Raw genomic sequence first — 22,667 nt, 5'->3', positions numbered from 1 at the left:
TATGGTTAGGGTCCCATAACCATGAAACCCGAGGTTGCCGTGAACCCTATGTTGAGCCGCCGTGCCATGCTGTCCGTCACCTTCGCAACAGCAGCCGGTTTCGCCCTTGCTGCCTGCGGCGACAGTGCGAAAGACGAATCCACTCCCGGCACCGAAGGTGCTCACGCCGAGGTCAACGCCTTCCCGGTGACGATCGACCACAAGTTCGGCTCCACCACCATCGAGCAGGCACCCAGCCGCATCGCAGCGGTCGGTATCGGCGACGCGGACGTTTTGCTTTCCCTCGGGCTGACGCCCGTCCTGGTCCCGGTGTGGAAGGGATCGACCGACGACGGAATCGGCGTCTGGGCCGACTCTGCAGTCCAGGGCGCCGAGCCGACGCCATTGGCCAACGCCACCACCGATTTCGACATCGAAACGATCGTGGCTGCAGCGCCTGACTTGATCATCGCCGTCAACAACGCGATCGACGAGGATCTGTACAAGCAGCTCAGCGCCATCGCGCCGACGGTGCTGCACGCCGCCGATCAGACGGATTGGGTTCTGCCCTGGCAGGAAGTCACGACCCGCATCGGTACGGCTGTGGGCGTTCCCGCGCAGGCACAGAAGGAGGTCCAGGAAGTCGAAGACCTCATCGTTCGCACCCGCGCGGAGAACCCCCAGTTCGAAGGCAAGACAGCAGCTCTCGTCATTCGCTGGAGCGACGGAAATCTGCGAGCGTTCAGCCCCGAGGCAGCGCGGGCTCAGCTGCTCACGCAATTGGGATTCACGGCGCCTGCCGCACTGAAGGATCGGTTCGCGGGCAAGCTGAACTACGAGATCTCCGCCGAGAACTACGACCTCCTCGAGTGCGACTACCTGCTCTTCGACAACTACGAGAAGGCTCGCGCCGAGATGGAGTCGCAGCCGGCGTTCACCAATCTGAACGTGGTCGAGACCGGAGGCCTGATCAGCTTGGACCCCATCGTCAGTGACGCGGTGTCCATGCCGAACCCACTCACCATTCCGTTTGTGCTGGAAGATTTCGTCGCAAAGATCAATCAGACGATCGCTGGTCGATAACTTTCGTTCGGCCTGACCACACCCACAACACCACAGCCGACACGGCCACGCAGAGCGCAACGATCACCCATGGTGACGCCGGCGCTGCGTGGCCGTTGTCGACGAGGTCGTACACGAATCCGACTCCCACGGTTCCCAGGAGCGCGAGCAGACCGCCGATCGTGTTGAGCATGCCGAAGTGCGCTCCGAGGTTGCTTTCACGACCGAGGATCGCGATGGTGTCTCGCATCGGCGGCACCATCAACATCTGTCCCAGGTGCAGCAGCCCGATCCACACCGCCAGACCGACTATCTGCGTCGACGCCGAAGCTGCGGAGTCGACGCCGGTGACCAGCGGAACCAGGAACGACACCGAAATGAGCACAAGCCCGAAGGTGATCGCGCGCCGATGCCCGATGCGGTGGGCAACCGCGACCGTCGGTCCCTGCCCGACGATCACCAACACCGCCGCGCCCACGTAGAACCATCCCAGCGCCGACTGCGAACCGATTCCGCGCTCGAGCTGTTCCGGAAGCATCAGGTACAGCTGGCTGTACGCAACCAGCTGAAAACTGCAGAGTGTCGCGAAGAGCAGAAAGTTGTTGTTGGTCAGGACGCTTCGCCAGACATCGCGCAGCGTATAGGTCGACACCGGGCCGTCGTGGGCATCGCCCGGTCGGGGGAACCAGATGAAGAACCCGACCCACACGATCGCAAAGAGCAACGCGGCGCTCGACGCCGTCCACGAGAACGGAAACATCAACAGAGCAGCTCCCAGCGCCGGACCGATCACTGTTCCCAGGCGGCTGCACATCTGTTCCACTGCAAACAAATCGGTACGACGCATAACTCCGGCGGACTCGAGTTCGCGTCCGTACTCCGCGTTGGCCGACTCCACTGCGGGCGCGAAGAGCGCGGCAGCAAAGCCGACCAGGAGCACGCCGACGATCACGGCGCTCATGCTTTCTGCCAGACCGAGCATCAGAAAACCGACTACACGAACGGCTATGCCCAGCAGGATGATCGGACGCTTGCCGAACCTGTCGGCGAGGCTTCCACCGATGAAGAACATGCCCTGCTGACTGAACATCCGCAATCCGAGGACGAGGCCGACAATCCAGGCCGCAAATCCGAGGTCCTCCGAAAGGTGCACCGCCAGAAAGGGGACAACCAGATAGAACCCGATGTTGAACAGCACCATCGAGAGGAGGAGCAGCTTCACCACCGGCGGCAGGACACGAACCTTCGCGAAGGTCTTGTTACCGGGGAAACGCTCACTGAGTACCACGATCAGAAGACTATTGCCCGCACGGCGTTCTGTGGAAATCTGCCATTTTACAATTGGTTAACTGTCCGTTTAGGTAGCGATGGTAATCATCTTCCGGGGGTTCGAGCACACGACAACGAGAGCCGGGATTTGATGAATGGATTGACGCGCCGCCAGATGGTCAAGGCGATGGCGGTAGCCGCGGGCACAGTCACCGCGAGCGCATTTACATTGGGTGCCAATACCTCCGTCGCGGGGGCGAGCCCCGCGCAGGAGATCAAAGTGCTCTCCCTCAACACCTGGCACGGCGGAACCAAGATCAACGGTGGCCTGCAGCTGATCGCCGACATGATCATCTCGACACAGGCGTCGATAGTTCTCCTGTCGGAAGCCGGCACTGCGACAACTGCATTGGCCGACATGCTGACCAAATCAGGAACCACCTTCTACGGAGCAGCGTCCTCCGACGTGGGGATTCTCTCCAAGTTTCCGATCGAGGAAACAGCCGACCTGAACTCGATGATCAAGGCAGTCGTGACGGTCGACGGCAAACAAATCGCTGCTTACTCGGCACATCTGGCCTACACGTCCTACGCGACGTATCTACCGCGCGGATACGGCGCGGGTGTTCCCAAGCCCGGAGAGTTCTCCGAGTTCGGTTGGAACAAGATGCCGTCCGGTCCGGTCACGGACCCCGAGACGGTTCAGCGTGTGAACATCAATTCGGGACGACCCAAGGCAATTTCGACGTTCGTCGACGATGCGGCAAAAGAACGGGCCAAGGGCAGATCCGTCATCCTCGGTGGCGATTTCAACGAACCGTCGGCCCTGGATTGGACCGACAGCACGCGAAATCTGTTCGACCACAACGGTGTAGTCGTTCCTTGGGAATCCACCCGCCTGCTCGACCAAGCCGGATTCGTCGACGCTTACCGCAGTAAGTACCCGAACCCGGCCACACACCCGGGCTTCACCTGGCCGTCCGACAATCCCGACGTCGACACCTCACAGCTCACCTGGGCACCCGAGGCAGACGAACGCGATCGGATCGACTACATCTTCGCCGACCGCGCTTCCGACCTGAAGCTGGGATCCGTCGGGATCATCGGCCCGCGAAAGACGATCGTGCACAACAAAAGAGTGGAGGAGAACTCCCAGGACAACTTCATCGCTTCACCGACGCCGTGGCCGACCGATCACAAGGCCGTTCTTGCGACGTATCGTTTTGCCAGCTTCGGCGGCGGATCATCGACCGATTCGTGGAGCGGTTCCTGACAGGGCATCTCGTAGCCACTCGATCATCATCGGCGTCAACTCGGGCAGCTTGGTCACTGCGCAGTGCCCCGCATCCGGGATGACGTGTACCTGCGTGTTCGGGCGCTCCTCGAAGAGAGTGGTGTCCGAGAGCGGAATGTGAACGTCGTCGGCCCCGTTGACCACAAGCATCGGGGTCCGGCCGTCGTCTGCGGTCATCAAGACACTGCGATCGAAAGCACGGAGACCCTGTACCAGCGCCTCTTTGGTTGCCGGGGCATCGAAACCCAGTGCGTTTCCGACGATGTCACCCATGCCGTAGACCAGGCGCTCCGCGTTCGCGGTCTCGAACGCGCCCTTGACCGGGGCGCCGATGTTGATCACCGCATCGACGGCGCCGGTCAACCCCGACCGCACGGCGAAGTTGCCACCGAAGGAGACTCCCAGGTGTGCCACCTGGCCATTGCCGAGGGCGCGAGCCGTCGCCACCAGTCCGTCGATCACCTCGTCACCGAAAGCGTCGAGAGGAACCGGTGATTCACCAGTTCCCGGCTGGTCGAAAGCGACAACAGTCACTCCGGCGTTCTTCGCGAACGCACTGACCAACGGATGCATGTCCATCTTCCAGCCGTCGACGCCGCCGCTGAGCAACAGGGCGGGTGCGTCTTCGTACCTTCCGTCCACGGAGAGAATGTGCACCGGTAGCTCGATCTCGCCGGATCGGTAGGGCAGGGACAGGATTCGACGCTCGAACTCGAGCCCGAATCCCGGTGCTGCCTTGACGTATTCGTCCACCTGATTCTGCAGGGCCCGGCGCCGCGAATCGTTGGCCAGGACGGGGAACTTGGCGATTCCGTAGATCATCGCCGCGAGTGAATGATTGCCGGCCGCGGAGTACTTTGCTGCCAACGCCGACCACTCGTACGACCAACCACCCGGCGCGTCGGCCCAGGTCGAGTGGATGGACGCGCGCAGTTCCTCGAGATCCGAGACGGGGAGCCCGAAGCTCAGAAACTGTCCTGTGCGCTCTTCGAAGAGGCCTCGGTGATCGACAGGAAATTCGTATGACATGGGAAAACACCCCTCAATTCATCTCTAATGCAACGATCAGTTGCATTAGCTCAGTGAACCACGTGCCTCCAGCTAACACAACACCTTGTTGCGATAAGGTTGACTCATGACTTCGACACCACAACGGCCCGGAGGGCGTAGTGCCAGGGTGCGCGAGGCCGTCCTGGCAGCCACGGCGGCCGAATTGTCCGAACGCGGATTCGCCGCGATGACCATCGAGGACATAGCCACCCGCTCCGGAGTCCACAAGACCACGATCTACCGGCGATGGAGCACGCTGTCCCAACTGGTGGCCGACGCGGCCGTCGAGGTATCGGCAACCACCGTTCCCATCCCGGATACCGGTTCCATCGAATCCGATCTGCGCGAGATGGCCAGATCGATAGTCGCACTGGTGACCAGCGAGTCAGGCGGCGCGTTGGTGGCTGCACTGTTCTCCGATGCGGTCCGCACGCCCGAGGTCGCGAGACTCAAGCGCGAGTTCTATTCCGCACGTTACGAACTGGCAGACATCGTCGTTCGCCGAGCAGTCGAGCGCGGGGAGATCTCCGAGAAGGTCTCGGCCGCTGATCTTCTGGCGGCCGTCGCCGCACCCATCTACTATCGCCTGCTGGTCGCCGATCTACCGGTCGACCAGTCGGTTGCCGATCGTGCTGCTGCCGGCGCGCTCGCTGCGGCCCGCGCCGGGGCACTCGATCAGGCCGAATGAGCCAGTGAATTCAGCGCTTCCACGATTGCCTCGTTGAATCCGCTGCCGCCATGCCCGGCGCCGTCGAGTACCACCAACTCACTACCCGGCCAACGCCGGTGGATCGCCCAGGCAGTGTCGAGTGGCCCGGAAATGTCATACCGTCCGTGCACGAGAATCGCGGGAATCTCAGCGAGACGGTCCATTCCGTCCAATATCTGATTCGGCGCCAGGAAGCAGTCGTTACCCCAGTAATGCGTAACCAGCCTGGTCATCACCCGGCGGAAGTCCGGATTCTGGTATCGAACACTCGGAGTCCACCCCGGCATCAGCGACACGTGCACGTCTTCCCAACGGCACCACTGCAACGCGGCATTCTCGCGCACAACAGGATCCGGATCGGCAAGCAGTCGCGCGTACGCCGCGGGGAGGTTTCCGTCACGCTCGTCCACCGGCAACGGCGCCACGAACTCCTCCCATTCACGCGGAAATACCCGGCCCATGGCACGGGTGATCCACTCGATTTCGACCCTCGTCCCGCCGGTGATCGCGCCCAGGGCCATCGCTTGCACCCGCGCGGGAAACGCCTGCGCGTACACCAGACCCAAACTCACGCCCCAGGAAAGTCCCGTGACGATCCATCGCTCGATACCGAGATGCTCACGAAGACGCTCGATGTCTTCCACAATGTGCGCCGTGGTGTTCACGGTCAGATCGACGTCCGGACTGCTCGCTAGCGGAAGACTGCGCCCACAGCCTCGCTGATCGAACAGAACTGCGCGAAAGACTTCGGGATCGAAGAAACGCCTGGCGCCGACAGTGCATCCCGAACCAGGACCGCCGTGTAGGTAGAGAACCGGAATGCCCGCCGGATTGCCGACTGTCTCCCAGTAGAGACTCTGACCGTCCGCCACTTCCAACAGCCCCGACTCGTACGGCTCGACGGGCGGGTACAGGACAGCAGTCATAGGCGGTGATTCTTCCATCAAGCTGCCTACTCGAGTAGGCAGCACGCGGCCGAGCAATGGCCTAGCGTGGACAGGACACCACTGCGACGGGAGTACACCAGATGCGTGATGGGTTCAGGTTGCCGGGATACGGCGGCGCCGCAGTCTTCCTTCGCAGTCATGCGGTTCCCGCCACTGTCTTCGAATCCGACGTACCCACACTCGTTTTCGACGTCGGGCTGCTCAGCCCCGACCGCTTCAATCAGTATCTCAGCCGACATACGGACGACGGATTCGTCGAACGGCTGGCGGCGTTCTTCTTTCACGCGGCCGCAGACTTCCATCCCGAGAAATCGCTTCCGGCGTTCACCGACGAACGACTCGGGCTGATGATCTCGGTCTGTTCCAGCACCGATCGAGAGGTGGAACTCGACTTCTCACTCGCCGAAGATCCCGAATCGGAGGACACCGAACGCGACGAGATGACCTTCGAGACAAGCCGAGTCGTCCTCGCGACCTCGGCGCAGACGGTTTCTCGACTGACCGGTGGAGTAACCACCCACTTCGACGGGGAGTTGTAGAGACATGGGTTTTCTCTTCGAGGTTCTCGATTTTCCCGAAGGCAGTCGGATGACCGATCTGTGGAACAACACATGGGCTGAGCCGGCAATGGGCGAGGAAATTGCCTCCGGCCACTTCATTCATCTGGGCGACGATCAACACGTCGACGTGGAGACCGATTTTCTCAGTAGCCACCTACCGTTCAACGTGGCAGGCTTCGGTGGAGTCTTTCCCGACGGCAAACCTTGGATGTTCGTCATGCAGAAGGCGCCGGCGGACCTCGCGACCAGGCTTCGCGGCGAGGACGATCCGCACTCACTTCTGCGCGGATCACTCGACCGCGCCATGTCTTTCAACCCTGATGCACTGGTGGCCGAGGAATTGTCCTGGAGGCACGCCGATCTGGTGAAGGTGTACGAGGAAGAGGGAATCCCTGCGGTATCCGTCGCGGGTTGGTCGGTTGCGGATCTCCTGCGTGGCCTCTTGGCGCAGTGTTGCAACGTCGAACTTGCCGCCGTCGTCGCCGGATACCCAGAGTGCGCCTATCCCGAATCGGCGCATGCGTGCGAAGCGGACGTGTTCTCAGACGTGTTCGCCGGTTGGGTCAGCGGACTGCGGTGATGTGACGGAGGAGACTCCACCCTCCCGATATTTCGGAGTAGACTCATTTATGAGCGTGATCCGAAATGGAACGAGGTGAGCGGGATGACGAAGCCGGACCAAGAGCTGGGCCGTCGCGAACGCAACAAACTCGAGAAGCAGACACGCATCTTCGACGCCGCTGCCGAACTGTTCGCGGAAAAGGGCTACAGCGCAGTCACAACTCAAGAAATTGCCGACCGCGCCGATGTAGCCGGCGGCACTCTCTTTCGTTACGCCGCAAGCAAAGCCGAGTTGCTGCTCATGGTGTACAACGCGGAATACCGCAAGCAGATCGAATTGGGAGAAGAGTGTGAAGCCAAGTCGACCGGCACAGAAGATCGTGTGCTCGAGCTGGTTTCACCCCTGCTGATCGCAAGTCGCCGAAGCGACGAGAACACCGGCATCTACCAACGCGAGGTGTTGTTCGGTGAGCCCAGCGAGTGTTTCCGGGCCGAAGGCCTGGAACTCTCGCAGCGCCTGCAAACGCGGATTGCGCAAATCTTGCACGAGGCACACCCCCACCACACCACCCGAACCACCACTGCAGCGCGAACGATTTCCAACGTGCTGCACTTCGAAATAGCCCGCGCGGCATTGGACCGGATCACGGCTGACGAACTCACGAACATCGTTGCCGCACAGGTCCGATTGACGCTTGCCGGACTACCCACCGAATAGGATTGAGGATCGAAAATGACTGAACTGAAGCAGATCACCGTTCTGGGTACCGGAGTTCTCGGCTCACAGATCGCCTATCAGGCCGCCTATCACGGCTTCGACGTCGTCGCGTACGACATCAACGCCGAGGTCATCGAAAAGGCCAAGGCTCGGTTCGACTCGTTGGCCGCGGCCTACAAGGCCGAGAACGTCGAGGGTGCCAAGGAAGGCAAGGCTGACGAAGCGCTGCAACGTATTACGTACTCGTACGATCTAGGCGAAGCCGTCGCCAAGGCCGACCTGGTCATCGAGGCAATTCCCGAGGACATCGCCATCAAGCGCGACACCTACGAGAAGCTTGCCACGGTTGCTCCTGAGCACACGGTGTTCGCTACCAACTCCTCGACGCTGCTGCCGAGCGATCTCAAGGAGTTCACCGGCCGCCCCGAGAAGTTCCTCGCACTGCACTTCGCAAATCACGTGTGGGTCAACAACACTGCCGAGGTCATGGGCACCGAGTCCACCGACCCCGCCGTGTACCGCGAGGTCGTCGAGTTCGCGAAGAACATCGGCATGGTGCCGATCGAACTCAAGAAGGAGAAGGCGGGCTATGTACTCAACTCGCTCCTGGTCCCGCTCCTCAACGCAGCATCCGACCTGCTGATCGACGGCATCGCCGATCCCGACATGGTCGACAAGACGTGGCGTATCGGTACCGGAGCCCCGTTCGGCCCCTTCCAGATCATGGACGTCGTCGGGTTGACCACCGTCTACAACATCTCCTCCCAGGGCGGCGAGAAGCAGCGCGAATTCGCCGACTACATCAAGAAGAACTACATCGACGAGGGCAAGCTCGGCGTTGCTGTCGGCGAGGGCTTCTACAACTACAAGGGCTGATCAACTGCGAGGCTGATCAACTGCAGGGCTGATCAACTGCAGGGCTGATCAACCAACAGGCTCACCGCGCGGTGGTTACGACGTGAATTCACGTGGTAGCCACCGCGCGGACGTCTGTTGTCAGTAAGTCCGAAACCACCCTGAGCGATTGTGACGCAAGCTTCTTCACGTGCGAACCCATCATCAGGAGAGATCCCCACATGCGTCGTTCCGCCATCTCGGCACTCACAACACTGGCACTGCTCGGCGCCGGAACATTGGTCAGCACTCCCGCTGTCGCCGCTCCCCTCGCGTGTGGCGGAATCTCCACCGGTTCGTTCTCAGGCTCCGCCGGCGGATCGGAGTACCTGTGCGCCCAGGAAGGTGATCTCCTGGACGTGCGCATCGGCGACGTTCACGCGACACAACCGTCCCTCGGCTACGACGAGGTGTACTACAAGCTCGGGCGATACACGCTCGGAAAAGACACGATCAACAAGAAGTTCGACGACTGGTGTGAGGCGAACGGCCAGATCCAGGCCGCGACCGCTACTGCGGCGTCGACACTGAAGGACCCGTCGTCCTTCACCTGCCAGCTCCCGGTGGGTCAGGAAACCGCGGAGAGCATCGCGCCCATGAAGACCGTGGTCGTCGGTCCCCGCGGCGATCTCTATCTGACCGACGGTCACCACACCCTCACGTCCTTCATCGAGACGGCCGACGGCGGTCCCGACCTTCACGTGCGACTGCGGGTTCTCGGCAACCTCAGCGGCTTGAGTGAAGGTGCCTTCTGGACCGAGATGGAGAAGAACAAGTGGGTCTGGTCGCGTGACGTCGACGGAAACCAGGTACCGGTCCAGGCTCTGCCGAAGAGCGTCGGCCTGGCCAACTTCGCCGACGACAAGTACCGCAGCTTGATGTACTTCTCCCGCGACATCGGATTCGCCGCAGGCACGATTCCGTTCCAGGAGTTCTACTGGGGCGCCTGGGTCCGCGACACCGCGCCCGTCGACCTCACCAACTGGAATCGCGATGATCTCTCCAGCTACCTGGGCACCGTGAAGTCGGTGACCAAAGCACAGACAGCGTTGACGGGCGATGCCGTCGTCGACAGCGGATTCACTGCCACCGATCTTGGCGTCCTGTCGGCCTGGAACGACGGCAAAGCCGAGTCCAAGGGCGAGTTCGCAAAGCTGTCCAAGCCGTACACAGACGACAAGCCGGGCAAGATCGCCTACGCACTTGCCTACAAAGCAACCCTCTGACCTGCTCAGATCCAAGTCACACCAAGTAGACTTGACTAAGGTAAGCCTCTACTCAGTAGTCTGATCCCATTCGGGTGCCGCTTCATCGAAGCAGCGACGCCCTGCCCTGACGGAATACATGCCGTCGTATCTGCCCGGTCGAACAATCTCCGGGCAACCAGGACAGGGAGAAGGTTGCTGCAGTGAGCACGTCCATCGTCGGTTTGTACGACCCCTCAGATGACAAGAGCAGTTGCGGGGTCGGGTTCATCACGCGCAAGGACGGCGTGCAGACCCACGATGTCCTGATCAAGGGGCGAGAAGCACTCTGCTCGGTACCGCACCGCGGCGGTATGTCTTCCGAGGGCGTCGGCGACGGCGGCGGTGTCTCGGTTGACCTCTCCCTCCAGTTCTTCCGCAAGGTCACCGGGCGCTCAGATCTCCGCGCCGGCCGCTTCTGCGTCGGCAACTTCTTCCTTCCGGACGACGATGCTCAGCATGCTCGTGCAGCCGCTCTGGTGGAACGCGAACTTCTGGACCGAGGCTTCACCACCCTCGCTGTGCGCAACGTGCCGGTCGACGACTCGGCGATTCGGCCGGCAGCCATCGCGCATCAGCTTCCGATCAGGCAGTGGATTTTCGAGGTCCCCACTCCGCGTCCCGAGCCTGCGGCAGTCGATCGCCTCGTGCACGAAGCTCTGCTCGCCATCGAAGCCATCGCGTACAACACCCCTGCACTACGCGGGTTGTACCCACTCTCGCTCAGCGCGCGAACTCAGGTTCTCAAGGGTCGCTTGAACTCCGACGAAGTGATCCCGTACTTCCGCGACCTGGTCGACCCCGATCACGCCGTGCACACGATGTACTTCCATACGCGGTTCTCGACCAACACGGACCCGCATCCCACGATGGCGCAGCCGTTCCGGTTCATGGCTCACAACGGAGAACTGAACACGGACAAGAAGAATCGGCTCTCCGAAGCTGCTGTCGCCAGTGCAAAACGACGTGCGATCGTCCGTCCGCCCGGCCAGTCCGACAGTTGCCGACTCGATCAGACCCTGGAAGCACGCGTCATCGAGGACAGTGTCGACCTGGTGACGGCTGTGGTCTCGATGATGCCGCCGGCCTGGGAAAACGACACCACTCTCTCCCCCGCAGTGCGTGCGATGTTCGAGTACTTCTCGCTGTACGAGGAGAAGAACGACGGACCGGCAGCGCTGGTGTTCGGCGACGGCACCATCATCGGTGCGCGCCTGGATCGCCTCGGTCTGCGTCCACTACGCACGATCGAGACGCACGACTACGTGTGCGCATTCTCCGAAGCCGGACAGATCGCGTTCGCACCCGAGACGGTGATTCACCGTGGCCGCGTCGAGGCCGGCGGAATGTTGTACTTCGATCATCGAGACCGCCATACCTACACTGCCCGCGAAGCTCTGGAAAAGATTGCCGCTCAGCGCGACTACCAGTCGTTGCTGGAGCAATCGCGAATCCTGATCGAAGACATTCCCACCGTGCCAGCGGAGAAAGTCAGCTCCCCGACCCGCTACAACGGCACCTTCGAGGTTCATCAGCGCTACATGGCGTACTCCCTGGATCAGGAAAGTTTCAAATTCCTGATGGATCCGATGCTCACGCACGGAGCCGAAAAGGTCTCCGCCATGGGTTACGGCAACGCCATCAACGCATTCAGCGACCGCGAAGGCGGCGTGGCTCGTTACTTTTCGCAGCGATTCGCCCAGGTCACCAACCCTCCCCTCGACAGCATCCGGGAAGCGGACGGTATGACTCTCAGGGTTGCATTGGGTGCGAAGATGTCCCCCGGACAGGGCAAGCAGATCGTCATCGCCTCGCCGATCCTCGGGCACCTGGACATGCTCAAGATCCGCGAACAGAACCACACTCCGCACCGCCGCTTCGAAATGCTCTACCCCGCCGAGGGTGACGCGCAGGCAATGGTCGACGCGATGACCGCGCTCGGCAACGCTGTTGTAGCCTTCGCGGCCGAACAGGGCGGAATCGCAGTCCTGACCGACCGCCACGTATCTCACGAGCGCGCAACACTTCCCGCGATCATGGTCGTCGGAGCATTGAACCAACGCCTCATCGACGCGGGCCTGCGATTGCGCGTCTCTCTCATCGTCGAGAGCGGCCAGATCGAGTCCTCACACCACGTTGCGGCCGCACTCGGTTTCGGCGCTTCCGCCGTCTACCCGCTGTCCGTTCAGTTGAGAGCCGAGGAGAAGTTCGCCGCTGACCCGGACGCCGCGTTCCGACGCTTCGCGAAGGCCGCCGAGAAGTCCCTGATGAAGACGATGGGACGCGTCGGTCTGTGCACCGTCGAAAGCTACATCGGCGGAGAATTTTTCGAACCCAACTTCCTCGACACTTCCGACCCTGTTCTGCGCCAGTGGTTCCCCAACATGAAGTCACCGGTGGGTGGCGTCGGTTTCGACACCGTCGCGGTGACCTCGAAGCAGTGGCACGAGCGTGCGAGCGCAGTCGGGGGCGAGAAGGATCTGCCACTGCTCGGCCTGTTCAAGGAGCGTGCAGACGGCGCAGGGCATTCGTTCGGTACCACCGCGGTCCGTAAGTACGTCGAACTCACCGAAGAGAAGATCGCATTCGACAGTCCCTCCGGAACAGAACAATTCGAGGCTCTACGTCTACTGCCGCTCGGACGGCTCGACGACGCCTTCCGCCTCGACGCCGGGGCATACCGGGCGACGAGCTTCGACCGGTTGACCACCGAGCAGATCGACGACTTCGACATCACCGCCGGGTACCGGGACTTTTCCACTGTCATGGCTGCGGAACGATCGCGTCGTCCCGCCGCGTTGCGCGATGTCATCTCCGTGCCCGGTGATGTCACATTTGCGGTGACGACAGCCGAGTTCACCGACCAGATCAGCCGATTCTCGGTGCGCGGCAATAAGACGATCGTGATGCGTGGAATCCGGTGTGAATCTGCCGCGGACGGCCGGTACACACTTAGCCTGGACGGTCCACTGGCCGACGACACCGCTCGGGTGGTAGCACTCGGCGATGCTCTTTCCGTCGCCTTTGCCGACGACGTCACCATCGAGGCCACCGACCCGGATCTGGTGCTGAATGCAACCGGTATTGCGGCAGAGTTCCTTTCCAAGCTGAGGGTCGCACCGGCAGGTGTACCTCTCTCCGAGGTACAGAGTGCAAGCGACATCACCCCGAAGTTGGCGTCGGGTGCCATGAGCCATGGCGCACTGAACGCTCCGGCGCACGAAGCCGTCGCGCACGGCACGAACATGGTCGGTGCGATGTCCAACAGCGGCGAAGGCGGCGAACACCTTTCGCGCTACGACACGATTCGTGCATCGCGCATCAAGCAGCTTGCATCCGGACGCTTCGGAATCTGGGCGGGCTACCTCGCCGATCCGATGCTCGAAGAGATCGAGATCAAACTCGGCCAAGGCGCAAAACCCGGTGAGGGCGGGCAGCTTCCGGCCGCCAAGGTCACCGTCGACATCGCTGCCGCCCGCGGCGGAACGCCCGGGGTCGAACTGGTTTCGCCGCCGCCTCACCACGACACGTACTCCATCGAGGACCTCGCTCAGCTCATCCACGACTGCAAGGCAGCTCGCATTCGGGTGATCGTGAAGTTGGTGTCCTCGGAAGGAATCGGCACCATCGCCGTCGGTGTCGCCAAGGCCGGCGCCGACGTCATCAACGTCGCCGGAAATACCGGTGGCACCGGCGCAGCTTCGGTGACCAGCCTCAAATACGCGGGTCGTGCGGCCGAGGTCGGTATCGCGGAGGTCCATCAAGCTCTGTGTGCCAACGGCCTTCGCCAGAAAGTCGTTCTGCGATGCTCGGGCGCGCATCAGACCGGCAGCGACATCATCACTTCCGCCCTACTCGGCGCAGACAGCTTCGAGTTCGGTACGTCGGCGCTGATGATGATGGGCTGCGTCATGGCCAAGAACTGCAACATCAAGTGCCCCGCCGGTCTGACCACCAACCCGGAACTGTTCGACGGCGATCCCCGCGCGATGGCGCAGTACCTTCTCAACATCGCTCACGAAACTCGGGAACTGCTCGCGAATCTGGGAATGCGGTCCCTTCAGGAAGCGCGGGGTCGAACGGATCTCCTGCATCTGCTCGATCACCCGTCTATTGTCGGCAATCTGAAGCTGGACGCGATGTTCGAGTCCGCCCCGGACATCACCATCGACAATCCTGTGTACCTCGAACGTGAGTACGCGCTCGACGAGAAGATCATGGACGAGGTTCGTACGGTGTTCTTCAACCGTGGCGAGGCCTCGGTCGCCGTGTCCGGACCTGAATTCGCCGAAGGTGCACTGCACCTGGGTAACCGGAACAAGAGCGTCGGTGGTCAGTTGGCGATCGACCTCGAACGCGAACTCAACTACGGAGCGCCCGGCCTTCTCGCTCCGGGAGTACTGACCGACGAGCGCGGGCGACGGTATCTGGCGCCGGGCAGCGTGCGCGTCCTGACGACCGGATCTGCGGGCCTGTCGTTCGGCGCATTCTGCAACGACGGCATGCACCTGGAACACACCGGGACATGTAACGACGGCGTAGGAAAGAGCATGAGCGGCGGCGTGATTGCCGTGCGCAGCCCAGGCGGCGGCTCCAGTGACGCCGGTGGCAACGTGTTGATCGGCAACTTCGCGCTCTTCGGCGCCACCGGTGGACGAGTGTTCGTCGAAGGTGAAGCAGGCGATCGCTTCGCAGTTCGCAACTCCGGCGCCAGTGCTGTCGTCGAAGGTGTCGGAGACTTCGCCGGCGAGTACATGACCAACGGTGCTGTCGTGAATCTCGGCGAGTTCGGCAAGGGTGTCGGCAACGGCATGAGTGGTGGCTTCTTCTACCAGTACGACCCTCGTGGCGAATTGGCACTGCGAGCAAGTACCGATTCCGTACTGCTGGGTTCGATCACCGCTGCGACCGACCCTCTTGCCGCCGTCCACAACCACGCAGTACAACTCCTGCTCGAACTGCATGTGGAGGCAACGGGATCCGCGCTCGGAACCCGACTGCTCGAGAACTGGGAAGTCGAACAGCACTCGTTCGCCTACGCGATGCCCAAGGCACTGATGCTCTACCAGGACAGTGATGCAATCCTGGCTGCGAAGTCGCACAAAGAGCTCCTCGAAGAATTGGCGTCCGCCATCGCAGCACGTCAGGTCCGCACCTTCAAACTCGCAGTGCGCGACGGGCGCCCTGCACTGAACGGAGCAGTCCCTGCCTACGGCGAGACCGATACGGCGACGATGTATGCGCTGCTCAGTGAGTACACCGTGCTTCACTTCGCGCAACAACTCGCCACCGCCCGCACGCCGGGTGCGTCCGGACCCGACGATCCAGCAGTGCAGAAGGCGGCCCGAAACCTGGTGCTGACCGAGGACTTCGCCCTCGTCCAGCACTTGGTCAAGTACTCGAAAGAGATTCTCGCCGGCTACGACGACGAACAGTTGGCTGCGTTGATTGCAGCCAAGCGCGTCGACGACTACAAACAGGCGCTGAGCCTACGCAACGTGTTGGCCATGGACAGCCCGGCGACGTACGGGTGGATTCTGTTTCAAGACAACAAGAATCGGGACAAGCTCGGATCACTGCCGAACTTCGACGAACTGTTCGCTTCGCGCACGATCCCCGACCTGGTGTCCTGACCTCCTCCCCCGAACGTAGGTGAGCTTCAAAATGGAAATCCCGTACATCCCCGAATACGCACCGTTCAACGGCGACCAACGCGCGTGGCTTTCCGGATTCCTGGCCGGTCTACACTCACGAACTGTCATGCCCGGTCAAACCGGTGCTGCAACAGCGACAGTGGAGAGAACTGCCGGCGCAGCAGTGCACATCCTCTACGGAAGCCAGACCGGCAACGCGGAGTCCGTGGCCGAAGACGCGGCCGCAGCTGCTCGTGCCCACGGTCTCGAACCACTTGTCGCGGGTCTGGACACCGTGGACATCAATGCACTTTCCGCCATGCGCCGGGCGCTCGTCATCACCTCCACCTACGGCGAGGGCGAGATGCCTGACAACGCGCAGCTGTTCTGGGATGCAGTCGAATCCGAGAGTGCGCCCCGGCTGGAGGGTCTCTACTTCGGAGTACTCGCACTCGGTGACACCAGCTACGACGGGTACTGCCAGTCGGGAAAGAACATCGACGCCCGCTTCGAAGCGCTCGGCGGGACCCGGGTTGTCGACCGCACCGATTGCGACGTCGACTACGAGGATCCGGCGGCCGAGTGGATCGTTCGGGCCGTCGCTGCGGTGGCCGGTGTCGACGGTGATGCGGGGGCCGCTGCCTCGCCGGTTGCGCCCGCTCAGACGAAGACCAAGTCCCAGTGGACTCGCAAGAACCCCTATCCTGCAACCGTCCTCGCCAACCGGCTGTTGTCCGGCGAGGACTCAGCCAAGGAAGTCCGCCACTTCACCTTTGCGCTCGGCGAGGACGGTCTGGACTACGAGGCCGGAGATGGATTGGGCATCCGCCCGATCAACGACCCCGCCCTCGTCGACGCGATCATCCATCAGCTCGGTGCCAGCGGCGATTACGTGGTTACCGCGAAAGACGGCTCGTCCGCACCGTTGGACCAGGTGTTGACCAGCGACTACGAGATCTCCATTCCCTCGCGCGATTTGATCGAAGACATCGCCCGACGCAGCGGCGACGCCGAACTGCAGCACATTCTCGACACGGAAGATCGGGAAGCGCTCGATGCGTGGCTGTGGGGCAAGGACGTTCTCGATCTCCTGCAGTTGGACAACAGCATTCGATTGAATCCCGAAGATCTGCTTGCACTTCTGCGCCCGCTGCAACATCGGGTCTATTCGATCTCCTCCAGCCCGCTGGCCCACGACGGCACCGTGCATCTGACGGTAGCGAGTGTGCGCTACCGCTCGGGCGAGCGGGACCGCGGCGGCGTCTGCTCGACGTACCTGGCGGACCGCGTCGGCGAAGGCGATCGGGTCGGAGTTTTTGTCTCCAAGAACAATTCGTTCCGCCTACCTGCCGATGACACTACTCCCGTCGTGATGATCGGACCCGGCACCGGCATCGCACCCTTCCGCGCTTTCCTGCACGAGCGTCGCGCGCGCAACGCGTCGGGGCAGAATTGGCTCTTCTTCGGCGATCAGCATCAGTCGAGCGACTTCATCTACGAGGACGAGTTGAACGGGCTGACCCGTGACGGTGTCCTGACTCGCCTCGATCTGGCCTTCTCGCGCGATCAGTCCGAGAAGATCTACGTCCAGACTCGTATGCGCGAGCAGGGCCGAGACTTGTTCGACTGGCTCGAAAACGGTGCGCACGTGTACGTCTGCGGCGACGCCACTCGGATGACAAAGGACGTCGACGACGCATTGCACGAGGTGGTCGCCGAGCACGGTGGGTTGGATGCGGACGCCGCCGAGGATTACGTCAACAACCTCAAACGATCGAAGCGGTACCTAAGGGATGTCTACTGAGATGTGCCCGCACCGTGGCGAATGTCGTTGCGCAGCTTTGGCACGCATGTCGGACCTGGACGCACTGCTTGCGCGTCCGGGGTTCAGTGGTGGACTGATCGACACCGCACCTGACGTAGTCGGCAAAATGTTGCCGCTCTTGGACGACACGGTAGCAATCACCGTCGCAGGCCCGGTGGCTGTCAACGACTCGGGCAAGTACTCCGTTCCGACAGTTCCCGGCGATCCGTTGGTCTGCGCGCCCGGGCTCGTCGCTCTACGTTTGAACGTTGCCTCCCTCGGCTCGGTGGTGACCACTGACGCAGAGCAGCACCTACCGCCGACGCTCCGCATGTTCGACATCCACGGATCAAGTTCACACACCACGTATTTGACCCCGGCCTCGGATCGTCTCGCCTTCGAAGCGATGCGAACTGCGCCGAGCACTGCGAGGGAAACAAGCCCTCCCATCCAGACATCGAATACGCCCGCATTCTGGGCCGAAGCCGATCAGCTGACACAGCTCGACTTCATCCTCGCGGACGGCGGCAGCGAACGTCGTAGCGGCCTGGTCGCTCTGGGCGCCCTCGGTTACCGGCGAGTCGATCCTCACCTCATGGCTGCCGGGATGGAGCACCTGTCCTACCACCAACTGCCCGTCACGACCGTCGTCGCCGGGAACGGATGCCTGCAGATCCACCGTGGTGACCTCGACGCCGCAGCCATGTTCGGCGGGACATTGACTCTAGCCTCGGACACCTGCCGGACGATGATCGACCTGAATGGTGTCTCGGAGTGCTGGCTGACCCGCACCCACGGCGTTCACGGCCTGACCAGCTCGATCGAGATGTACGACTTCCGCCGCAAATGCGTGGCAGTCTTCACCCAAACGGGTCCAACCGAACCCGCAGTCATGGGCGTGTGGGAAGACGTCATGAGTTCCATCTCGGCCGCATCCTGACACCGACGGATGCTGGGCAAGTGTAAGAAATCGGCGTACGGCGATAACCACATGGAGCCATCGACCCCTAACCTTAGGTCTCGGTCATTTGTCGTGCCTGCACCCTGAAGCTGATTCAAGGAGTTATCCATGCCCCGCCCTCTCGTCGAACCGTCGCTGGTCCCGGCCTTGCGCCCGGCGCTGCCTGCATTGGCTGCCGGGGTCGTCGCGGCCGCAGCGTCGGGGGTCGCGATGCTCGGGGCGCTCTGGTGCGTCGTGCAACTCATCGGTGAACCGTCGATGACTTGGGCCGGGTGGGCATGTGCGCTATGGCTCGTGGGCGTCGCGCTCGCTGCCACATCGTCGTGGCTCTCGCACCACGCGGAATCGCTTTTCGAGGCCAGGCTTCGCCGCCAACTCGCAGCCCACCTCGTTCGCCTACCGGCAAGCACGCTGTCCCGCTACAGCGGAGACGCGCTGAGGAGGCTCGTTTCGGACGACATCTCGGCGCTGCACCATATGACTGCGCACCTACCGGCCGAGTTCGCCACACTCATCGTGGTCCCCGCGGTCACGATCGCGGCGTTGGTTGCCTCAGCCGGCCCCGTGGCGCTTCTCGCTCTGGCTCCCGGCATCGTGGCAGCTCTGTTCTACCTGGTCGTGATCCCCCGAATGGCCGCTCGGCACAGCGCCGAAAGTGCAGATGTCATGGGCGACATCGTGACTGCCGTGGACGACTATGCCCGCGGCATCCGCGTCTGCCGGATCTACGGCGCGCAGACCGGCGCTGCCGCCGACTATGCAGAATCGACAGCACGGTTCACCCGGGGAATGCAGGAGCGCGTTCGACTCGTGGCTACCCCTGCGGCCGTCGCCGTTGCCCTCATGCAGGCGACAGCGACGTTCGCGATCGCCTATGCCGTCGGATTTCACTGGGATGCAACGACGTTGGCCGCCACCATTCTCTTCAGCCTCGCAATCGTGACACCGGCCCTGCGACTCGGGCACGGCCTCGACTACGTCGCGGCTGGACGCTCTGCTGCGGTCCGGCTCGCCACTGCCCTGAACGAACCCACTCTCCCTGCCGGTGAAGCACTCACCGTTCCGGCGGCGAGTCCCTCCGACCACCTGGAGATCGTCGACCTGACTGTCACGATCACGGACCGCAGAGTCGTCGACGGCGTCACGCATGCATTCCGCCCAGCCGCGATCACTGCGATCACGGGACCGAGTGGAGCGGGCAAGTCGACGCTCCTGAAAGCATTGGCCGGCTTCGAGATCCCGGAACTGGGTACCGTCCGCTACGCAGGTCGTAGCATCACCGCGATCGACGAGAACCTGCGGCCACCGTCCGTTCTGCTCACACCCCAGGGCGCAGACGTGTTACCTGCCACGGTGCGCGAGAACATCGCGCTGGCCGCCCCCGATGCAACGGACGCGGAATACACCGCCGCACTACGCCGGGCACAGATCGACGTCAGCCTCGATGCCGACGCCACTTCACTCTCCGGAGGAGAACGTCAGCGCGTCGGGCTTGCTCGGGTGTTCCTCTCGCCCGCAGCAGTACTGCTGCTCGACGAGCCGACCAGTGCACTCGACGATCGCACGGCCGCCGAACTGCTGAAGGAATTGCGACACCTCGCACATGACGAAGGAAAGACGATTGTGATCGTCACCCACGACCCCGCTCTTGCAGACGATGCCGACGATCGACTCGACCTCGGCGGTCGAAACGTGAACGACGCTGCCTCGCACAGTGCAGCCCTGACTGGAGCCGAATAATGAACAGCGCCAATGTAGCCCGACGACGCTTGATCACCATCGGACTCGGTTGGGTGTCCGTCGCTGTCCTCGAGGCGATCGCGTACACCACCCTCGCGCTCTCGATCGCTGATCACCGGTCGCCGGTTCTCGTCCTGGCCACGGCCACCATCGCTCTATTCGTGACCGTCCTGGTCTCGCGGGGCGGTTACTTCACCGGGGCTCGACTCGTCGGCGATCTCTACGACGCTCTCGGCGATGCCTTCGCCCGTGCGAAACTGTCCTGGTTCACCGACGACAACCGGGCACTGCTCGCCACCGTCGCCGGGCGCGGGATCCCGTCGCTGATGAGTGTTCCCGCGCACCAACTTCAGACCTTCCTGGTTGCACCGCTGATCCCGCTGCTCCTGCTTCCTGGGATCGCGGTCGTCGCGGGGCCAGGTGTCATGCTGCTCGTCGGTGGACTGCTCGCCGTGTCGCTCGCCGCTCAGACGCTGGCCCAGCGTGCGCTCAGCCGAGCGGACGAGCGCCGACACGAAGCCGAGCTCGCAGCAACTCAGTCGACACTCGAACTCACCGATCATCTCGAATTACTGCGTACGGCAGCCGGTCCCACACGTTCCATCGAACGAATCGAGCGAAGCTGGCGGAATCAGGAAGCCGCGCTTGCACGGACAAATCTCGCCGCGGCACCAGCGACATTCATCTCGGCGATCGCCACCATTGTGCCGTTGGCAGGTGCAGTGATTTTCCTCGCTGCCACCGGATTCGACGATCCCGCAGCCGCTCTCGCCCTCGTCATCCTCACCGCCCGCGCCGCTGCGCCGCTCGACGAACTCGCCCTGGCCGGAATCGGAGTCAACGAGCTGCGCGCAACGGTTCGCGACTACCGCACAGCGACTTCGGCTCCCGCACTGGCCGAGCCCGCACCCCGGGACGCCGCGCGCCCTGTTGGAACTGACATCGAGGTCGCCGGGGTAGACCACGCTCCGGTTCTGCGCGGCATCACCGCGAAGATCCCCGCGGGTGAGCGAGTTCTCGTCGCAGGACGCTCGGGTACGGGGAAAAGCACACTTCTCGGGCTGCTCATGCGCTTCGACGATCCTGACCAAGGCAGCGTCACTCTGGGCGGAGTTTCATTGCGCGACTTGCCCTACGACGCTCTGGCGGCACATATCGGCTACGTGCCGCAGGACCCACTCGTGTTCTCGGGCACCCTCGGGGAGAACATCGGACTTGGAAGACCGGGCGCTACCGAAACCGAGATCGAGGACGCCGCCAGGCGCGCTGCCCTCGGTGCCGTTCTCGACCGCTCGACGCTCGGCATTCATCAGGACATCGGACACCAGGGTGCCGCTCTCTCCGGTGGCGAACGTCAGCGGGTGGCGATCGCTCGCGCCTTCCTCAAAGACGCTCCCGTCCTGGTTCTCGACGAAGCCACCTCGGCCCTCGACGAGGCCACCGAGCGCCGTATCGCCGGCGCCGTGCGGGAATTGGCGGCCACCGTCTTCGTCGTCACCCACCGCGACCCCGCCATCTGGGAGCCCACCCGCACGATCACCCTCTGACATCGCATGCCCTAGTGCTCGCGTTGCAGTCCCTCAACTTCGGCAGGTGTCCGACGGATAACCCTTGCCGGCGATCCAGCAGCAACGACGTGATCAGGAATGTCATGCAAGACCACACTTCCCGCGCCGATCACGGCGTTGTGACCGATCGAAACTCCTGCACCGACAGTGACTGAGGCGCCGAGCCACGTGTTCTCACCGATGACGATCGGAGCAGCCCGCTCCCATCCCTCGCGGCGCCGTCGATGATCATCGACAGGGTGCAACGCTGTCATCAGCTGGGCTCCAGGCCCGATCCTCACGTCCGCGCCGATCGTGATCAGCGCATCATCCATGAAGAACCCGTTCGCGTTGACGAATGCGTTGGCTCCGAGCCGAATGTTGTGTCCGTAGCTGCATTGGAACCGCGGCACCACCAAAGCTCCGTCACCTACCTCACCAAAAAGGCTGGCGAGAGCCCGTGAGCGGACAGCGTCGTCGTCCGCCGCAGCCCCATTGAACGAGTCGAGTCGACGCCAACACTCCAGCCGCCGCTGCCTCAGCTCGTCATCATCGAGATACCACTCACCACGAGCAAGACGATCCGCCTGTTCTCCCACACTCGGATCGTCGCACACCGCGCCACGGCACCCCTGTTGGGCGCGTTGCACCCGACAAAGCGCTACAACAGAAGGTCTTCCATGCCGCCCAATTTC

The 22,667-nt window shown here is 62.5% G+C and carries 17 protein-coding genes; 13 read left to right on the top strand and 4 right to left on the bottom strand.

Annotated elements, in window-relative coordinates:
• The first annotated feature begins 48 nt into the window (after nt 1-48).
• Entirely contained in the window at nt 49-1,062 is a 1,014-nt protein-coding gene (locus PCS43_RS08105; RefSeq protein WP_245361507.1) for an ABC transporter substrate-binding protein, read from the top strand.
• Here the strand turns inward: PCS43_RS08105 and PCS43_RS08100 are convergent.
• Nucleotides 1,037-2,329 carry an MFS transporter gene (locus PCS43_RS08100; RefSeq protein WP_209910316.1) on the bottom strand — a complete coding sequence of 431 codons (1,293 nt, stop codon included), beginning with the start codon at nt 2,327-2,329 and terminating at the stop codon, nt 1,037-1,039. The genes PCS43_RS08105 and PCS43_RS08100 overlap by 26 nt on opposite strands.
• A 132-nt stretch (nt 2,330-2,461) precedes the next feature.
• On the opposite strand from PCS43_RS08100, the gene PCS43_RS08095 reads away from it, so the two are divergent.
• The gene (locus tag PCS43_RS08095; RefSeq protein WP_209910334.1) at nt 2,462-3,583 is read left to right on the top strand and encodes an endonuclease/exonuclease/phosphatase family protein; all 1,122 of its coding nucleotides are present in this window, start codon (nt 2,462-2,464) and stop codon (nt 3,581-3,583) included.
• Here the strand turns inward: PCS43_RS08095 and PCS43_RS08090 are convergent.
• Nucleotides 3,554-4,633 carry an alpha/beta fold hydrolase gene (locus PCS43_RS08090; RefSeq protein WP_209910337.1) on the bottom strand — a complete coding sequence of 360 codons (1,080 nt, stop codon included), beginning with the start codon at nt 4,631-4,633 and terminating at the stop codon, nt 3,554-3,556. The two genes, PCS43_RS08095 and PCS43_RS08090, sit on opposite strands and share 30 nt — an antisense overlap.
• A 106-nt stretch (nt 4,634-4,739) precedes the next feature.
• Between PCS43_RS08090 and PCS43_RS08085 the strand changes: the two genes are divergently transcribed.
• The gene (locus PCS43_RS08085; protein WP_050655008.1) at nt 4,740-5,342 is read left to right on the top strand and encodes a TetR/AcrR family transcriptional regulator; all 603 of its coding nucleotides are present in this window, start codon (nt 4,740-4,742) and stop codon (nt 5,340-5,342) included.
• Here the strand turns inward: PCS43_RS08085 and pip are convergent.
• The gene (gene pip / locus PCS43_RS08080) at nt 5,330-6,289 is read right to left on the bottom strand and encodes a prolyl aminopeptidase (RefSeq protein ID WP_007730337.1); all 960 of its coding nucleotides are present in this window, start codon (nt 6,287-6,289) and stop codon (nt 5,330-5,332) included. The genes PCS43_RS08085 and pip overlap by 13 nt on opposite strands.
• Nucleotides 6,290-6,390: 101 nt before the next feature.
• Here pip and PCS43_RS08075 point away from each other — a divergent pair, with 101 nt between their 5' ends.
• The 10 genes from PCS43_RS08075 to PCS43_RS08030 all read left to right on the top strand — a co-directional run bounded on the left by PCS43_RS08075 (nt 6,391) and on the right by PCS43_RS08030 (nt 21,972).
• Entirely contained in the window at nt 6,391-6,849 is a 459-nt protein-coding gene (locus PCS43_RS08075) for a hypothetical protein (RefSeq protein WP_003942982.1), read from the top strand.
• Nucleotides 6,850-6,853: 4 nt separating this feature from the next.
• Nucleotides 6,854-7,450 carry a hypothetical protein gene (locus PCS43_RS08070; protein ID WP_007730333.1) on the top strand — a complete coding sequence of 199 codons (597 nt, stop codon included), beginning with the start codon at nt 6,854-6,856 and terminating at the stop codon, nt 7,448-7,450.
• A gap of 84 nt (nt 7,451-7,534) precedes the next feature.
• Nucleotides 7,535-8,149 carry a TetR/AcrR family transcriptional regulator gene (locus PCS43_RS08065; RefSeq protein ID WP_007730330.1) on the top strand — a complete coding sequence of 205 codons (615 nt, stop codon included), beginning with the start codon at nt 7,535-7,537 and terminating at the stop codon, nt 8,147-8,149.
• Nucleotides 8,150-8,164: 15 nt separating this feature from the next.
• On the top strand, nt 8,165-9,025 hold the full coding sequence (locus PCS43_RS08060) for a 3-hydroxyacyl-CoA dehydrogenase (RefSeq protein WP_007730327.1): 861 nt from the start codon (nt 8,165-8,167) through the stop codon (nt 9,023-9,025).
• Between the two features lie 200 nt (nt 9,026-9,225).
• Entirely contained in the window at nt 9,226-10,269 is a 1,044-nt protein-coding gene (locus PCS43_RS08055; RefSeq protein ID WP_209910340.1) for a ParB/Srx family N-terminal domain-containing protein, read from the top strand.
• Between the two features lie 182 nt (nt 10,270-10,451).
• The gene (locus PCS43_RS08050) at nt 10,452-15,920 is read left to right on the top strand and encodes a glutamate synthase-related protein (RefSeq protein ID WP_209910343.1); all 5,469 of its coding nucleotides are present in this window, start codon (nt 10,452-10,454) and stop codon (nt 15,918-15,920) included.
• Between the two features lie 31 nt (nt 15,921-15,951).
• Nucleotides 15,952-17,724 (top strand): sulfite reductase subunit alpha, encoded by a 1,773-nt coding sequence (locus tag PCS43_RS08045; RefSeq protein WP_209910347.1) that lies wholly within the window; start codon nt 15,952-15,954, stop codon nt 17,722-17,724.
• A gap of 46 nt (nt 17,725-17,770) precedes the next feature.
• Entirely contained in the window at nt 17,771-18,664 is an 894-nt protein-coding gene (locus tag PCS43_RS08040) for a hypothetical protein (RefSeq protein WP_209910350.1), read from the top strand.
• Nucleotides 18,665-18,793: 129 nt separating this feature from the next.
• Nucleotides 18,794-20,425: an ATP-binding cassette domain-containing protein gene (locus tag PCS43_RS08035; RefSeq protein WP_064075063.1), complete on the top strand. Its 1,632-nt coding sequence runs from the start codon at nt 18,794-18,796 to the stop codon at nt 20,423-20,425.
• Entirely contained in the window at nt 20,425-21,972 is a 1,548-nt protein-coding gene (locus PCS43_RS08030; protein ID WP_050655002.1) for an ATP-binding cassette domain-containing protein, read from the top strand. Before PCS43_RS08035 ends, PCS43_RS08030 begins: the two co-directional genes overlap by 1 nt.
• Before the next feature lie 11 nt (nt 21,973-21,983).
• On the opposite strand, the gene PCS43_RS08025 is transcribed toward PCS43_RS08030, so the two are convergent.
• Nucleotides 21,984-22,571: a sugar O-acetyltransferase gene (locus PCS43_RS08025; protein WP_037126297.1), complete on the bottom strand. Its 588-nt coding sequence runs from the start codon at nt 22,569-22,571 to the stop codon at nt 21,984-21,986.
• Nucleotides 22,572-22,667: the final 96 nt, after the last annotated feature.

The sequence above is a fragment of the Rhodococcus sp. C-2 genome (assembly GCF_027854095.1).
GTDB lineage: Bacteria > Actinomycetota > Actinomycetes > Mycobacteriales > Mycobacteriaceae > Rhodococcus_F > Rhodococcus_F qingshengii.
Note: the sequence above shows the minus strand (reverse complement) of the source record. Positions and strands in the feature narration are given on the sequence as shown.

Excerpts from the sequence above, each read along its gene's own strand:
- PCS43_RS08105 (WP_245361507.1), top strand. The coding sequence starts at position 49 with ATGTTGAGCCGCCGTGCCATGCTGTCCGTCACCTTCGCAACAGCAGCC.
- PCS43_RS08095 (WP_209910334.1), top strand. The coding sequence starts at position 2,462 with ATGAATGGATTGACGCGCCGCCAGATGGTCAAGGCGATGGCGGTAGCC.
- PCS43_RS08090 (WP_209910337.1), bottom strand. The coding sequence starts at position 4,633 with ATGTCATACGAATTTCCTGTCGATCACCGAGGCCTCTTCGAAGAGCGC.
- PCS43_RS08085 (WP_050655008.1), top strand. The coding sequence starts at position 4,740 with ATGACTTCGACACCACAACGGCCCGGAGGGCGTAGTGCCAGGGTGCGC.
- pip (WP_007730337.1), bottom strand. The coding sequence starts at position 6,289 with ATGACTGCTGTCCTGTACCCGCCCGTCGAGCCGTACGAGTCGGGGCTG.
- PCS43_RS08075 (WP_003942982.1), top strand. The coding sequence starts at position 6,391 with ATGCGTGATGGGTTCAGGTTGCCGGGATACGGCGGCGCCGCAGTCTTC.
- PCS43_RS08070 (WP_007730333.1), top strand. The coding sequence starts at position 6,854 with ATGGGTTTTCTCTTCGAGGTTCTCGATTTTCCCGAAGGCAGTCGGATG.
- PCS43_RS08065 (WP_007730330.1), top strand. The coding sequence starts at position 7,535 with ATGACGAAGCCGGACCAAGAGCTGGGCCGTCGCGAACGCAACAAACTC.
- PCS43_RS08060 (WP_007730327.1), top strand. The coding sequence starts at position 8,165 with ATGACTGAACTGAAGCAGATCACCGTTCTGGGTACCGGAGTTCTCGGC.
- PCS43_RS08055 (WP_209910340.1), top strand. The coding sequence starts at position 9,226 with ATGCGTCGTTCCGCCATCTCGGCACTCACAACACTGGCACTGCTCGGC.
- PCS43_RS08045 (WP_209910347.1), top strand. The coding sequence starts at position 15,952 with ATGGAAATCCCGTACATCCCCGAATACGCACCGTTCAACGGCGACCAA.
- PCS43_RS08040 (WP_209910350.1), top strand. The coding sequence starts at position 17,771 with ATGTCGGACCTGGACGCACTGCTTGCGCGTCCGGGGTTCAGTGGTGGA.
- PCS43_RS08035 (WP_064075063.1), top strand. The coding sequence starts at position 18,794 with ATGCCCCGCCCTCTCGTCGAACCGTCGCTGGTCCCGGCCTTGCGCCCG.
- PCS43_RS08030 (WP_050655002.1), top strand. The coding sequence starts at position 20,425 with ATGAACAGCGCCAATGTAGCCCGACGACGCTTGATCACCATCGGACTC.